General features: G+C 73.1%; 14 protein-coding genes and 1 tRNA gene. 8 read left to right on the top strand and 7 right to left on the bottom strand.

Features of this window, described 5'->3' with window-relative positions; translation table 11 throughout:
* Positions 1–51 precede the first annotated feature (51 nt).
* The 3 genes from AC4BG9_RS15630 to AC4BG9_RS15620 are packed head-to-tail and all read left to right on the top strand — an operon-like array spanning position 52 to position 2,766.
* Complete coding sequence (locus AC4BG9_RS15630) at positions 52–948, top strand: ABC transporter permease (protein ID WP_490572036.1); 897 nt, start codon at positions 52–54, stop codon at positions 946–948.
* Complete coding sequence (locus tag AC4BG9_RS15625) at positions 938–1,951, top strand: iron chelate uptake ABC transporter family permease subunit (protein WP_490572035.1); 1,014 nt, start codon at positions 938–940, stop codon at positions 1,949–1,951. Before AC4BG9_RS15630 ends, AC4BG9_RS15625 begins: the two co-directional genes overlap by 11 nt.
* Entirely contained in the window at positions 1,948–2,766 is an 819-nt protein-coding gene (locus tag AC4BG9_RS15620; protein WP_490572034.1) for an iron ABC transporter ATP-binding protein, read from the top strand. Before AC4BG9_RS15625 ends, AC4BG9_RS15620 begins: the two co-directional genes overlap by 4 nt.
* Here the strand turns inward: AC4BG9_RS15620 and AC4BG9_RS15615 are convergent, their stop codons facing one another.
* On the bottom strand, positions 2,767–3,363 hold the full coding sequence (locus AC4BG9_RS15615; protein ID WP_490572033.1) for a MarR family winged helix-turn-helix transcriptional regulator: 597 nt from the start codon (positions 3,361–3,363) through the stop codon (positions 2,767–2,769). It abuts the gene before it with no gap.
* A gap of 109 nt (positions 3,364–3,472) precedes the next feature.
* Between AC4BG9_RS15615 and AC4BG9_RS15610 the strand changes: the two genes are divergently transcribed.
* The gene (locus tag AC4BG9_RS15610) at positions 3,473–5,638 is read left to right on the top strand and encodes an MMPL family transporter (protein ID WP_490572032.1); all 2,166 of its coding nucleotides are present in this window, start codon (positions 3,473–3,475) and stop codon (positions 5,636–5,638) included.
* Between the two features lie 35 nt (positions 5,639–5,673).
* Positions 5,674–5,997: a GNAT family N-acetyltransferase gene (locus tag AC4BG9_RS15605; RefSeq protein ID WP_490572031.1), complete on the top strand. Its 324-nt coding sequence runs from the start codon at positions 5,674–5,676 to the stop codon at positions 5,995–5,997.
* Positions 5,998–6,028: 31 nt separating this feature from the next.
* On the opposite strand, the gene AC4BG9_RS15600 is transcribed toward AC4BG9_RS15605, so the two are convergent.
* The 6 genes from AC4BG9_RS15600 to purU form a co-directional block, all read right to left on the bottom strand.
* Entirely contained in the window at positions 6,029–6,523 is a 495-nt protein-coding gene (locus AC4BG9_RS15600) for a glutathione peroxidase (protein WP_490572030.1), read from the bottom strand.
* 38 nt (positions 6,524–6,561) lie between these two features.
* Positions 6,562–6,972, bottom strand: a complete 411-nt coding sequence (locus tag AC4BG9_RS15595) for a nuclear transport factor 2 family protein (RefSeq protein WP_490572029.1) — start codon at positions 6,970–6,972, stop codon at positions 6,562–6,564.
* A 27-nt stretch (positions 6,973–6,999) separates the two neighbouring features.
* A complete protein-coding gene (locus AC4BG9_RS15590; protein WP_490572028.1) occupies positions 7,000–7,650 on the bottom strand; it encodes a maleylpyruvate isomerase family mycothiol-dependent enzyme in 651 nt (216 codons plus the stop codon).
* Between the two features lie 9 nt (positions 7,651–7,659).
* Complete coding sequence (locus AC4BG9_RS15585) at positions 7,660–8,766, bottom strand: enoyl-CoA hydratase/isomerase family protein (RefSeq protein WP_490572027.1); 1,107 nt, start codon at positions 8,764–8,766, stop codon at positions 7,660–7,662.
* Between the two features lie 243 nt (positions 8,767–9,009).
* Positions 9,010–9,093 (bottom strand) — tRNA-Leu (locus tag AC4BG9_RS15580).
* A 65-nt stretch (positions 9,094–9,158) separates the two neighbouring features.
* Positions 9,159–10,025: a formyltetrahydrofolate deformylase gene (gene purU / locus AC4BG9_RS15575; RefSeq protein WP_490572026.1), complete on the bottom strand. Its 867-nt coding sequence runs from the start codon at positions 10,023–10,025 to the stop codon at positions 9,159–9,161.
* A 378-nt stretch (positions 10,026–10,403) separates the two neighbouring features.
* Between purU and AC4BG9_RS15570 the strand changes: the two genes are divergently transcribed.
* From AC4BG9_RS15570 to AC4BG9_RS15560, 3 genes are read left to right on the top strand one after another with little or no spacing between them, the layout of a single operon-like run.
* Positions 10,404–11,123, top strand: coding sequence for an FHA domain-containing protein (locus AC4BG9_RS15570; protein ID WP_490572025.1), 720 nt, complete (start codon positions 10,404–10,406; stop codon positions 11,121–11,123).
* A gap of 4 nt (positions 11,124–11,127) precedes the next feature.
* Positions 11,128–11,592: an FHA domain-containing protein FhaB/FipA gene (locus AC4BG9_RS15565; RefSeq protein WP_490572024.1), complete on the top strand. Its 465-nt coding sequence runs from the start codon at positions 11,128–11,130 to the stop codon at positions 11,590–11,592.
* Positions 11,593–11,600: 8 nt separating this feature from the next.
* Positions 11,601–12,992: a PP2C family protein-serine/threonine phosphatase gene (locus AC4BG9_RS15560; protein WP_490572023.1), complete on the top strand. Its 1,392-nt coding sequence runs from the start codon at positions 11,601–11,603 to the stop codon at positions 12,990–12,992.
* Positions 12,993–13,004 lie beyond the last annotated feature (12 nt).

Here is a 13,004-nt window from a genome sequence, read left to right as displayed (position 1 = left end):
GAGCGCACGCGTCGCACCACCCCGCCGGCCGCCCTGGCCGGCGGGGTGGTCGTGCTCCTCCTGCTCGCCGCGGTGAGCATGTCGGTGGGCGTCGCCGACGCCTCCTGGGAGGTCGTCCTGGTCTCCCGGCTGCCGCGGACCGTCTCCCTGGTGCTGGCCGGGGCCGCGCTCGCGGTCTGCGGACTGCTGATGCAGCTGCTGGTGCGCAACCGGTTCGTCGAGCCCTCCACGGTCGGCACCACCGAGGCCGCCGGCCTGGGGCTGGTGGCGATCACCCTGCTGGCGCCGGGCGCCCCGCTGATGGCCAAGATGGGCACGGCCGCGCTCTTCGCGCTGGTCGGCACCTGGCTCTTCCTGCGGGTGGTCCGGCTGATGCCGGTGCGCGAGACGATCCTGGTGCCGCTGATCGGGCTGATGCTCGGCGGCGTGATCGGGGCGTTCACCACCTTCCTGGCCTTCCACCACGACCTGCTCCAGACTCTCAACAGCTGGATGACCGGCGACTTCTCCGGGGTGCTCCGTGGCCGCTACGAGCTGCTCTGGCTGGTCGCGGCGCTGGTCGTGGTCGCCTTCCTGGCCGCCGACCGGTTCACCGTGGCCGGGATGGGCGAGACCTTCTCCACCAACGCCGGGATCAACCACCGCGCGGTCCTGGCGATCGGGCTGAGCATCGTCTCCCTGGTCAGCGCCGTCGTCGTGGTCACCGTCGGGGTGATCCCCTTCCTCGGCCTGGTGGTGCCCAACGTGGTCAGTGCGATGGTCGGCGACAACGCCCGCCGCGGGCTGCCCTGGGTCGCCGTCCTCGGCTCCGGGCTGGTGCTCGCCTGCGACATCCTGGGCCGGCTGATCCGCTACCCCTACGAGATCCCGGTCGGGACCGTGATGGGCGTGCTGGGCGCGGCGTTCTTCCTGTTCCTGCTGCTGCGGAAGGCTCCCCGTGTCGACTGACGCCCCGCCCCGGACCGGCCTCCCGGTCGCTCGCCGCCGGCGCGGACTCTCCCCCTGGACCCGGGTCGGCCTGGTGGCCGTGGTCGCGGTCGCGGTCGTCGCCGGCTTCCTGCTCGCCGACACCGGCGGGTACGCCGAGCTGGTGGTGCCGCTGCGGATCCGGCGGCTGGTCGCGCTGGTCCTGGTCGGCTGGGCGATCGCCCTGTCCACCGTGCTCTTCCAGACCGTCACCGGCAACCGGATCCTCACCCCGGCGCTGATGGGTTTCGACGCGCTCTACGTGCTGGTGCAGACCGTGGTGGTCTTCTTCTTCTCCGCCCAGCTCTTCCGCGACACCGATCCCCGCCTCCAGTTCGCGCTGGAGACGCTGCTGATGCTCGTCTTCGCGCTCACCCTCTTCCGCTGGCTCTTCACCTCGGGCCGCTACCCGCTGCACGTGCTGATCCTGGTCGGGATGGTCTTCGCCACCCTGTTCCGCAGCATCGCGGGCTTCCTGCAGCGGCTGATCGACCCCAGCGAGTTCCAGGTCCTGCAGAACCTGATGTTCGCCTCCTTCACCACCGTCGACGAGGACCTGGTCTGGGTCACCGCGGCGGTGGTCGCGGTGGCGACGCTGATCGTCGTCCGGCGGCTGCGGGTCTACGACGTGCTCGCCCTGGGCGCCCCGACCGCCACCAGCCTGGGCGTCGACCACCGCCGCGAGACCACCCGGGTGCTGGCCCTGGTCGCCGTCCTGGTCTCGGTCTCCACCGCCCTGGTCGGGCCGATCACCTTCTTCGGGCTGCTGGTCGCCCACCTCGCCTACCTGCTCGCCGGCACCCACCGGCACGCCGTGGTGCTGCCGCTGGCCGGGCTCGCCGCGGTCATCTGCCTGGTCGGCGGCCAGTTCGTGCTGGAGCGGCTGCTCGAGGTCACCACCACCCTCTCGGTCGTCATCGAGCTCGTCGGCGGCCTCACCTTCATCGCCCTGCTGATCCACCGCGCCCGGAGGAACCTCGCATGACCACCACGGACCCGGCCACCCCCACCGGCACCGCCTGCACCGGCCTGCCCCGCCCCGGGATCCGGGCCGAGGGCGTCACCAAGCGATACGGCCGCACGGTGGTCGTCGACGACGTCGAGCTGGACCTGCCGCTGGGCGGGGTGACGGCGCTGATCGGCCCCAACGGCGCCGGGAAGTCGACGCTGCTCTCCATCGCGGGCCGGCTGCAGAGCGCGGACGCCGGCCGGGTCACCGTCACCGGGCTCGACGTGGCCACCGCGCCCGGCGACGAGCTGGCCCGGCGGATGGCGGTGCTGCGCCAGGAGAACCACCTCGACATCCGCCTCACCGTGCGCGACCTGGTCACCTTCGGCCGCTACCCGCACTCCAAGGGCCGCCCCGGCCCCGACGACCTGGGCCACGTCGAGAGGGCGCTGGACTACCTCGACCTCACCGAGCTCGCCGACCGCTTCCTCGACCAGCTCTCCGGCGGCCAGCGGCAGCGGGCGTTCGTGGCGATGGTGCTGTGCCAGGACACCGACGTGGTGCTGCTCGACGAGCCGCTCAACAACCTCGACCTGCGGCACGCCGTGGCGATGATGGGCCGGCTCCGCGACGCCGCCCGCGAGCTGGAGCGGACGATCGTGGTCGTGGTCCACGACCTCAACGTGGCCTCCTGCTACGCCGACACGATCGTGGCGATGCGGGACGGCAAGGTGGTGGCCTGCGGCCCGCCGTCCGAGATCATGCGGCCCGACCTGCTGGAGGAGATCTACGGGCTGCCCGTCGCGGTCCACGAGATCGACGGCCAGCTGATCGCGACGTACTACCGCTAGCTAGTGACCCTCGGCACCCGGAGCCCGGCCGGTCCCGGTCCCGGTCTCGGTCTTGGTCTCGGTCTCGATGACCGCGTCGAAGGCCGCCAGCACCCCCCGCAGGTAGCGCTCGACGACGTCGCGCTCCTCGGGGGTGAAGCTGCGGTCGAGCCGGTCCAGCGCGGTGAACATCGGCCGCAGGTGGGCGGAGGCCTCGCTGCGCCCCGAGTCGGTCACGTGCACCTCGGTGCGCCGTCGGTCCTCGGGATGCGGGCGGCGCTCGGCATGGCCACGGGCCACCAGGCGGTCGACGATGCCGGTCGAGGCGGCGGTGGAGACGTCGAGGCGGCGGGCCACCTCCGCCGGGCCGAGGGCCTCGCGGCCGAGGTGGGCCATGGCCTCGAGCTCGCGGTCGGTGAGGCCGGTGCGGCGGGCCACCACCCGGCTCAGGTGCGGGGCCCGGTCCAGGACGGCGCGCAGCGCGAGCAGGCTGCCGGTCTGGTCCCACGGCCGGGGGGTTCCCCTCTCGGCGTCGCGGGTACCCGCGGCGGGAGCAGGCGACCGCCCGGGAGCCGTCGTACCGACGGGACTCGGGTCGTGGATCGCTTCCTCGGACATCTGCACCTTCTCGACGTGGTGGGGGCCGGTTTGCTGGTCCGTGGCACGATTGCTAATCTCCCTAGCAATCAACCTTTCTAGTTATCCTACCTCTCAGCCGGAGAACATCATGCCTCCCACCCGCGCCGCCGGCGCTCCCTACCACCTGGCCACGCTGCTCACCCGCAAGGGCGTCGCCTGGGTGGTGGCCCTCGTGCCCCTGATCCTGGCGCTCGGCGTCCTGGGGCTGGTCTCGGAGGGCGAGCGGGAGACAGGCCCCACCAGCGGCATGCCGGTGGGCTTCGACAGCACCGACGCGGCGGCCCTCCAGGCCGAGCTCCCGGAGGAGGACTCCTCGGTCGCGATCGTCCTCTGGACCGCCGAGGAGGGCGAGCTCAGCGAGGAGCAGGTCGACCAGATCGGTGAGCAGGTCGGGCCGCTGATCGCGGAGATGGCCGGCGGCAAGACCGAGGGCGGCGCGAACCAGGACGGCCCCCCGGCGGGTGCCGGCGGTCCCGGTGGCGGAGGCGAGTCCCCCGTGCAGGTCTCCGACGACGGCAGCGCGGCGCTCGCCGTCGTCCCGGTGGTGGCCACCACCTCCTCCGAGAACGCCGACAGCGTGGGCGACCTGCGCAAGATGCTGACCGAGGAGGTGCCCGACGGGGTCGAGGTGCAGGTGACCGGCCCCGCCGGCATCCAGGCCGACGTCGCCGCGGTCTTCGACGGCGCCAACTTCCGGCTGCTCGCCGCCACCGCCTCGGTGGTGGCGCTGCTGCTGATCATCACCTACCGCAGCCCCGTGCTGTGGATCATCCCGCTGACGGTGGTCGGCATCGCCGACCGGCTCTCCGCGATCGTCGCCACCCAGGTGATGTCGCGCATCGACTACGTCACCTGGGACGAGTCGACCATCGGCATCCTCAGCGTGCTCGTCTTCGGCGCCGGCACCAACTACGCGCTGCTGCTGATCTCCCGCTACCGCGAGGAGCTCAAGCGTCACGAGTCGCGGCACGACGCGATGGCGATGGCGGTCACCCGCACCGCCGAACCGGTCTTCGCCAGCTCGACCACGGTCTTCGTGGGCCTGCTGACCCTGCTGCTCTCGGTCTTCCCCCCCACCCGCGGCCTGGGCCTGGCCTGCGCGATCGGCATCCTGATCGCCGCGACCTTCGTGATGGTGGTGCTGCCCGCGGCCCTGGTCCTCTTCGGCCGGTGGATCTTCTGGCCCCGGACCCCCCACGTGGGCGACACGGCGCTGGTGGACTCCAAGTCGGTGTGGCGCTCGGTCGGCAACACGGTGGCCAAGCGGCCCCGCACCTTCGTCGCCGTCACCCTGGTCGGCCTGGCCCTGATGATGGTCGGGATCACCCAGATCAACACCGGGCTGCGTCCCTCCGACCAGTTCCTGGAGACCCCCGAGGCGATCACCGCGGCCGAGCGGCTCGGCGAGTCCTTCCCCGCCGGCACCACCGACCCGGTGCAGGTCCTCACCCGCGCGAACCCCGACGACGTGGTCGCCGCGGTCGAGGAGGTCGACGGGATCTCGTCGGCCCGGGTCGCCACGCAGGCCGACGGCATCGCCCAGGTCGACGCCGTCCTGGACGCCGCGCCGGGCAGCGACGAGGCCCGCGGGACGGTGCAGGACGTGCGCGACGCGGTCGCCGACCTCGACCAGACCTACGTCGGTGGCGGCGACGCCGAGGCCCTCGACGACAACGACGCCTCCGTGCGCGACCGGCTCATCATCCTGCCGCTGATCCTGCTGCTGGTCTTCGGCGCGCTGCTGGTGCTGCTGCGCTCCGTGGTCGCTCCGCTGCTGCTGGTGCTGGCCGTGGTGGCCACCTACGGCGCGGCGATGGGCGTCTCGTGGTGGATCTTCACCGGGATCTTCGGCTTCGAGGCCCTCGACGTCGGGGTGCCCTTGCTGGCCTTCCTCTTCCTGGTGGCCCTCGGCGTCGACTACAGCATCTTCCTCGTCACCCGCGCCAAGGAGGAGGCCCGCCAGCACGGCACGGGCCAGGGGATGCTCCGGGCCCTGGCGGCGACCGGTGGGGTGATCACCAGCGCCGGGATCCTGCTGGCGGCGGTCTTCGCCGTCCTCGGCGTGCTGCCCCTGGTGGTGCTGGCGCAGCTCGGCGCGATCATCTGCGTCGGCGTCCTGCTCGACACCCTGGTGGTCCGCACGGTCCTGGTGCCGGCGCTGGCGCTCACCCTGGGCGACCGCTTCTGGTGGCCGCGCAAGGTGCGCGAGGAAGCGCCGGCCGAGAGCCGCGAGGACGTGCCGGCCGGCACCTGAGCCTGCACCACCAGCCGCTGGCTACGGTCGAGGCCATGAGCGACCAGACACCTGAGTCCACCGTCACCGACAACGCCGCCGAGCACCGCTACGAGGTGCACGTGGGGGGCGAGCTGGCCGGCTTCGCCGAGTACGAGCACTCCGACGGGCTCGTCGACTTCACCCACACCGAGGTCTTCGAGCAGTTCGGCGGCCGCGGCCTGGCACAGGAGCTGGCGCGCCACTCCCTCGAGGACGTGCGCAGCCGCGACCTCCAGGCGCTGCCCCACTGCGAGTTCTACGCAAAGTACCTGGCGAAGAACCCCGAGTACGTCGACCTGGTGCCCTCCGAGCGCCGCGCAGAGTTCAACCTGGCCTAGCCGGACCGGGCCGTCTTCGACCGGGTCGAGCTCAGGCGGGGGCGTCTGCGGCCAGCGCCGCCTCGATGTCGGCGGCGATCTCCGCCGGCTTGGTCGAGGGCGCGTAGCGCTTGAGCACCTGCCCGTCGCGCCCGACGAGGAACTTGGTGAAGTTCCACTTGATCCGGTTGCCCAGCACGCCGGACCGCTGGGTGCGCAGCCACTCGAAGACCGGGTGCGCCTGCCGGCCGTTGACGTCGACCTTGGCGAACATCGGGAAGGTCACCCCGAAGCGGCCGGTGCAGAAGGCGGCGATCTCCTCCTCGCTGCCCGGCTCCTGCCCGGCGAACTGGTCGCACGGGAAGCCGAGCACGTGGAAGCCGGAGTCGGCGTACTGCTCCTCCAGCCGCTGGAGCCCTTCGTACTGCGGGGTGAAGCCGCACTGCGAGGCGGTGTTGACCACCAGCAGGACCTGGCCCCGGTAGGTGGACAGGGACTGCTCGGTGCCGTCGATGGTGGGGGCGCCGAAGTCGAAGATCGTGGTCACGCCCCGATTCAACCGCCTCGGTGGTCAGCGGGCGCGCGTCACGCGCCGGTGGCGCGCGCCGCGATCCGGTCGAACCGCGAGGCCATCTCGTCGGCCAGCGCCTGGGCTCCCGACAGCGGCCGCACCATCACCATGAACTCGTCGATCAGGCCGTCGTCGTCGAGGTGCAGGAAGTCGCACCCGGTCAGCTGCCGCTCCCCCACCTTGGCCTCGAAGACCAGCGCGTGGTCGCTGGCCCCGGGGGCGCCGATCTCGGTGCGGTAGACGAAGTCGGAGAAGACGTCGATGACCTCGGTGAGGATCGAGGCGGTGATCGCCTTGCCCGGGTAGGGCTTGTGGGCGACCGGGCTCCGGAAGACGACGTCGTCGGCGAGCAGGGCGATCATCGCGTCGGCGTCGCGCGCCTCGACGGCGGCGCGGAAGGCCTGGGCTGTGTCGGTGCGTGGCATGGCCCGAAGCGTACGGTGCCAGCTGGCTCAGGCGAGCCGCTCGGCCAGCACCTGCCGGCCGTCGCCCTCCAGGTCGGCCAAGGCTGCCGGGCGGCCGGCCATCGCAAGCGCCACCGCCTCGCTGCTGCCTCGCACCGGGAGTCCGGCGCCGTGGGCCCACTCCTGGTCGGTCGTCTCGAACCGGAGGCCGGCGACCCGCGCGGCGGGGACGAGGCCACGGGCGGCGGGCTTGGAGACCAGGAAGTCCAGGCCCAGTCGCCAGGCGGCCAGGTCGGGGCTGACGTCGAGCCCCAGGGGCCGGGCCGCGTCGCGCAGGTGGACGCAGGTGTCGGTCATGGGGCCCAGCGCGCCGACGACCGGCGGCTTGAGACGACGGTCGGCGCGACTGCGGAGCAGCGCCACGATCTCCTCGGTCGGTCGCGCGGCGCCCTGCTTGGCCGTGTCGTCGACCATCCGGTCGAGGTCGCCGCGGTACTTCCACAGCGAGCGGAGCAGGAAGCCCACGGTGAACCCGCCCTCGGGGGGCACCAGGTGCGCGGCCACCTCGCGGACGGTCCAGCCGGCGCAGAGGCTCGGGGTGCGCCACTGCTCGGCGTCCAGCCCGGCGAACATCTCCGCCGCCAGGAGCCGGTTCCTGGTGGCGGCGGCGTAGACCTGCTCGAGCTGCTCGGCATCCACCACCCCAACCTAGGAGGAGGCGCCCCCGGAGCGCCAGGGCGACGGGGCGCCGGCCGTCTGCGCGGGAGCCCACCGCGGCGCCTGGTCCTTGTCGACGAGGACGGCGCGGACCCCCTCGAGGAAGTCGTGGCTGACGACGACCCGGCGGGCGGCCTGCCGCTCCGCCGCCAGGCAGGCGGCCAGGTCGTGCTCGCGGCCCCAGGACAGGAGCCGGTCGGTCACCTCGAGGCTGGCCGGCGAGGCGGCGGCGAGCAGGTCGAGCGTGCGGCGGGCCCACGACGCCGTCGCCCCGTCCGCGGTCGCACCGTCCGCCGCTGCCCCGTCCGCCGCTGCCCCGTCCGCCGCTGCCCCGTCCGCCAGCCCGCGCAGCCGGGCCACGACGTCGTCGAGCCCGGGCGCCCCGAAGGCCCAGTCGATCTGGGGCCGGCGGGCCCACAGCTCCGAGCCTTCGAGCAGTCCCGTCGGCCCGGGGTCGAGGGAGCGCACGACGGTCTCGACGCTCTCGTCGCTCTCCGAGAGCAGGGCCGCCAGGCCGGGCAGCCGGTCCGGCTGGGCCAGGTGGGTCGCCAGGCCGCAGGCCAGGGCGTCCCCCGCCCGGAGGCGGACGCCGGTCAGGCCCAGGTAGCGGCCGACCGCGCCGGGCAGGCGGGGCAGGAAGTGGGAGCCGCCCACGTCGGGGAAGAAGCCGATCCCGGTCTCCGGCATCGCGAACGACGCCCGGGGGGTCACCAGCCGGTAGGGGCCGTGGACGGAGAGCCCGAGTCCCCCACCCATGCAGATGCCGTCGACGACCGCGATCACCGGGACCGGGTAGGAGGCGAGCGCGAGGTTGACGGCGTACTCGGCGGCGAAGAACTCGTCGGCGCGCTCCGGGTGCCGGTCGAGCACGTGCTGGCGCACCGCACGGATGTCGCCGCCGGCGCAGAAGGCCTTCGGCGACGTGCTCTCGACGAGCACGGCCCGCAGGCCGGCGTCGCGCCACTCCTCCAGCGCCGACCCGATCGCGCGGACCATGGCGAGGGTGAGCGCGTTGAGGGCGCGGGGCCGGTCGAGCAGGATGCGGCCGACCCTGCCCTCGACGCGGGTGAGGACCTCCGGCTCGTCGGCGGGGGTCATGGCTGGTGGCTCCTGGTCTCGCCGGCGCGCGGCGTCGTCGGCCGGGGTGGATCCGGCGGTGGCGGCCTCGGCCGCCGGGGGGCCGGCCCACCATCTCCGGCCTGGTCACCCTGACCCTAGTGCTGCGCCTGCTCGACGCGTGGCCGCGCCACCCGGAGACGAGAAGGGCCCCCGGCCGCGTCTCCGCGGACCGGGGGCCCTTCCTCTTGCTCAAACCGCTCGGCCGGACTCGACCGACCTACGTGCGCGAGGGGGGAGTTGAACCCCCACGTCCTTTCGGACACACGGACCTGAACCGTGCGCGTCTGCCTATTCCGCCACTCGCGCGAGAAGCGGGCTCAGGCTATCCCACGCCGGGCCGGGGCCCCAAACCGGGGCGCGCCGGGCCCGGGTCAGGAGAAGACGACGGTGCGGTGGCCGTTGAGGAGCACCCGGTGCTCGCAGTGCCAGCGCACCGCCCGGGCCAGCGCGCGGGACTCGGTCTCCCGCCCGAGCGCGACCAGGTCGGGCACGCTCGCGGCGTGGTCGACCCGGGCCACGTCCTGCTCGATGATCGGGCCCTCGTCGAGGTCGGAGGTGACGTAGTGGGCGGTGGCCCCGACCAGCTTGACCCCCCGGTCGTGCGCCTGGCGGTAGGGGTTGGCGCCCTTGAAGCTCGGCAGGAACGAGTGGTGGATGTTGATCGCCCGCCCGTCCAGCTCCTTGCAGAGGTCCGCGGAGAGGATCTGCATGTAGCGGGCGAGCACCACCAGGTCGATCTCCATCGACTCGCACAGGTCGAGCAGCTCGCGCTCGGCCTGCGGCTTGGTCTCCTTGGTGACCGGGATGTGGCGGAACTCGATGCCGTGCCACTGCGCCAGCGGCGCCAGGTCGGGGTGGTTGGAGACGATCACCGGGATCTCGACGTCGAGGTTGCCGGCCTTCCAGCGGTAGAGCAGGTCGTTGAGGCAGTGGTCGAACTTCGAGACGAGGATGGCCACCCGCGGCTTGACCTGGAGGTCGTGCAGCGCCCAGTCCATCCCGAAGGTGTCGGCGACACCGGCGAACCGGGTGCGCAGCTCCGCCGGCCCGGGGGTCTGCGGCGCGGTGCGCATCTGCACCCGCATGAAGAAGCGGCTGGAGACGGGGTCGCCGTACTGCTGGCTCTCGGTGATGTCGCAGCCCTGGTGGTAGAAGAAGTCCGCCACCGCCCGGACGACGCCGGGGCGGTCCTCGCAGGACAGGGTCAGGACGAGCTCGGTGGTCTCGGACTCGGTCACGGTTCGCGATCCTCTGGTTCGTGGGGCTCCGGTGCTGTGGCTCTCGTTCGGCCGGCTCGGTCCCGGGGGGGTCGGGACGTGACCTGCGAACGCGCCGGGAGGATTCGACCCCGCGGGACCAAACGGGTCCGACACCGGGTCCCACATCGGGTCCCACATCGGGCCCCACCTCGGGTTCCGCACGGGATCCGCCACCGGGTCCCCCGGCCGGCCCGGCGGCGTCCCGGGGAGCGGTCCGACACCCGCTCGCGGACCGGCGGCGCGCCGTGGCACCCGGCCGCCGACCTGCCTCCCCGATACGATCACCTGAACCCGCCGCCGGCGGGCCACGTCGCAGCAGCGGCACGGCGACGTCCGACCCGATGAGGAGGAGTACGCGTGAGCGGGTTCCAGCGCTTCGAGCAGCGGCTCGAGCAGCTGATCTCCGGAGCCTTCGCGCGGGCCTTCCGCAGTGCGGTGCAGCCGGTGGAGATCTCCGCCGCCCTGCAGCGAGAGGTCGACAACAACGCGCAAATCCTCAGTCGCGAGCGGCGCCTGGTGCCCAACGACTTCCAGGTCGAGCTCGCCCAGACCGACCTCGACCGGCTCTCCCCCTACGACAACGCGATGGCGCGCGACCTCGCCGACCAGCTCCAGGACCACGCCGACTCCCAGGGCTACGTCTTCCCCGGGCCGGTGCACATCGGCTTCGAGGCCGCCGACGACCTGACCACCGGGCGCTTCCGGATCCGCAGCCGCGCCCAGGCCAGCGTCACCGGCGAGGACCACCACACCCGCCACCGCGCGCCCAAGGTCCAGCTCGACGTCAACGGCACCCACCACCCCCTCCTGCCCCCCGGCGTGGTGGTCGGCCGCGGCATCGAGGCCGACATCCGGATCAGCGACCCCGGCATCAGCCGCCGCCACGTCGAGTTCCTGGTGGCCGACCGCCCGGACGGGTGGGCCGACGTCTCCGTCCGCGACCTGGGCTCGACCAACGGGATGCTGGTCGACGGCAGGAAGATCGACCGCGCCCCGGTGGGCGACGGGACCGTCGTCCGCATCGGCAACACCGAGCTCACGGTCAGGGTCGTGGGCGACGACACGGACGGGAGGTGAGTCGATGTCGGAGCTGACGCTGTTCCTGATCCGCTTCGCCTACCTGGCGGTGCTGTGGATCTTCGTGCTCTCCGCGATCTCGGTGATCCGCTCCGACATGTTCGGCGCCCGGGTCCCCGAGACCCGCGGGTCCAAGAAGAAGGCGGCCAAGCAGGCCAAGCCCGTGCGCCGTCGCGGCGCGCCCACCCACCTCGCCGTGGTCGAGGGGGCCAACGCCGGCGAGCGGGCCGACCTGGCCAACGCCCCGCTGCTGATCGGTCGCGGCTCGGACGCCGCGATCCGGCTCGACGACGACTACGTCTCCACCCGGCACGCCCGGGTCGCCGCCTCCGGCGACCAGTGGTACGTCGAGGACCTGGGCTCCACCAACGGCACCTACGTCGGGGCTGCCAGGATCACCCAGCCCACCACGATCTCCCTCGGTACGCAGGTGCGGATCGGCAAGACGATCCTCGAGCTCCGGAAGTAGGCCCGTTCGTGACCGACCCCGAGAACGACACCGTCGCGCGTGACCCGTCGCTGGTCCGCACGCCGCCCGTCGTCGAGCCGAGCGACACCGCCGAGCGCGGCGCCGGTCCCGCCGGCCGGGCGGCGATGCGGCTCAACTACGCGGCGCTCTCCGACGTGGGCCGGGTCCGCAAGGACAACCAGGACAGCGGCTACGCCGGGCCCTGGCTGCTCACGGTCTGCGACGGGGTCGGCGGCGCCGCCCGCGGCGACCTCGCCTCGAGCACCGCGGTCTCGGTGCTGCGCCGGCTCGACGAGCCGCCCGCCGGCGCCGACGGCGAGGCCCTGCTGAGCCGGGTCGCCGGCGCGCTGCACCGCGCCCACGACCGGATCGCCGAGCTGGTGGAGGAGGACCCGGCCATCTCCGGGACCAGCACCACCGCCACCCTGGCCGCCTTCGACGGGCAGGTGCTGGGCATCGGGCACGTCGGCGACAGCCGGGCCTACCTGTGGCGCCAGGGCCAGATCAGCCAGCTCACCCACGACCACACCTTCGTCCAGGGGCTGATCGACGAGGGCCGGATCACCGAGGCCGAGTCGCGGGTCCACCCCCACCGCAACCTGATCCTCAAGGCCCTCGACGGCGTCCACGACCCCGCGCCCGACCTGTTCACCGTCCAGCTCCAGGAGGGCGACCGGGTGCTGCTGTGCAGCGACGGCGCCTCCGGGGTCCTCGAGGACCACCGGCTCGGCGAGATCCTCGGCTCCGGCACCCCCGACTACGCCGCGGTCGAGCTGGTGCGTGCCAGCCTCGAGGCGGGCAGCTCCGACAACGTCACCTGTGTGGTCGCCGATGTGGTCGCCGGCACCGACCCCGCCCCCGACGAGCTCACCCCCCTGCTGGTCGGCGCCGCCGCGGAGCTGCCGCGGCGCAGCTCCGGCGGTGTGCCCCACACCCCGGGTGCCCCCGCCCCCGGAGCCCCGGGCGCCGAGGCCCACCCCGGCGGCGCGCCGCGGGGGCCCGCGACCGGCACCGCGACCATCGAGCGGGCGGCCGCCGAGCCGATCGACGTCGAGGCGGTCCGCTACGCCCCCCGGGCGCCGCTGCGCTTCGTGTGGCTGCGACGCCTGCTGGTCGCCATGGTCGGCGTCGGCGCCGCGTGGATGATGCTGGCCGCCTCCTGGCACTGGAGCCAGCAGCAGTACTACGTCAGCGAGCACGACGGCGTGGTCACCATCTTCCGGGGCGTCAACGCCGACATCCCCGGCCTCGACCTCTCCAGCCCCTACGAGACCACCGACATCGAGATGGAGAACCTCTCCGACTACGACGCCAAGCTGGTCCGCGAGGGCATCGAGACCGACGACCTGGCCAAGGCCGAGCAGACGGTCGACAACCTCGCCGCCCAGCAGGTGGGCTGACGACGTGACGGA

It is taken from the genome of Nocardioides sp. Z40_12, from assembly GCF_058215795.1.
This window is presented reverse-complemented; position numbering and strand designations above follow the sequence as displayed.

Excerpts from the sequence above, each read along its gene's own strand:
- AC4BG9_RS15620 (WP_490572034.1), top strand. The coding sequence starts at position 1,948 with ATGACCACCACGGACCCGGCCACCCCCACCGGCACCGCCTGCACCGGC.
- AC4BG9_RS15615 (WP_490572033.1), bottom strand. The coding sequence starts at position 3,363 with ATGTCCGAGGAAGCGATCCACGACCCGAGTCCCGTCGGTACGACGGCT.
- AC4BG9_RS15610 (WP_490572032.1), top strand. The coding sequence starts at position 3,473 with ATGCCTCCCACCCGCGCCGCCGGCGCTCCCTACCACCTGGCCACGCTG.
- AC4BG9_RS15605 (WP_490572031.1), top strand. The coding sequence starts at position 5,674 with ATGAGCGACCAGACACCTGAGTCCACCGTCACCGACAACGCCGCCGAG.
- AC4BG9_RS15595 (WP_490572029.1), bottom strand. The coding sequence starts at position 6,972 with ATGCCACGCACCGACACAGCCCAGGCCTTCCGCGCCGCCGTCGAGGCG.
- AC4BG9_RS15585 (WP_490572027.1), bottom strand. The coding sequence starts at position 8,766 with ATGACCCCCGCCGACGAGCCGGAGGTCCTCACCCGCGTCGAGGGCAGG.
- AC4BG9_RS15565 (WP_490572024.1), top strand. The coding sequence starts at position 11,128 with ATGTCGGAGCTGACGCTGTTCCTGATCCGCTTCGCCTACCTGGCGGTG.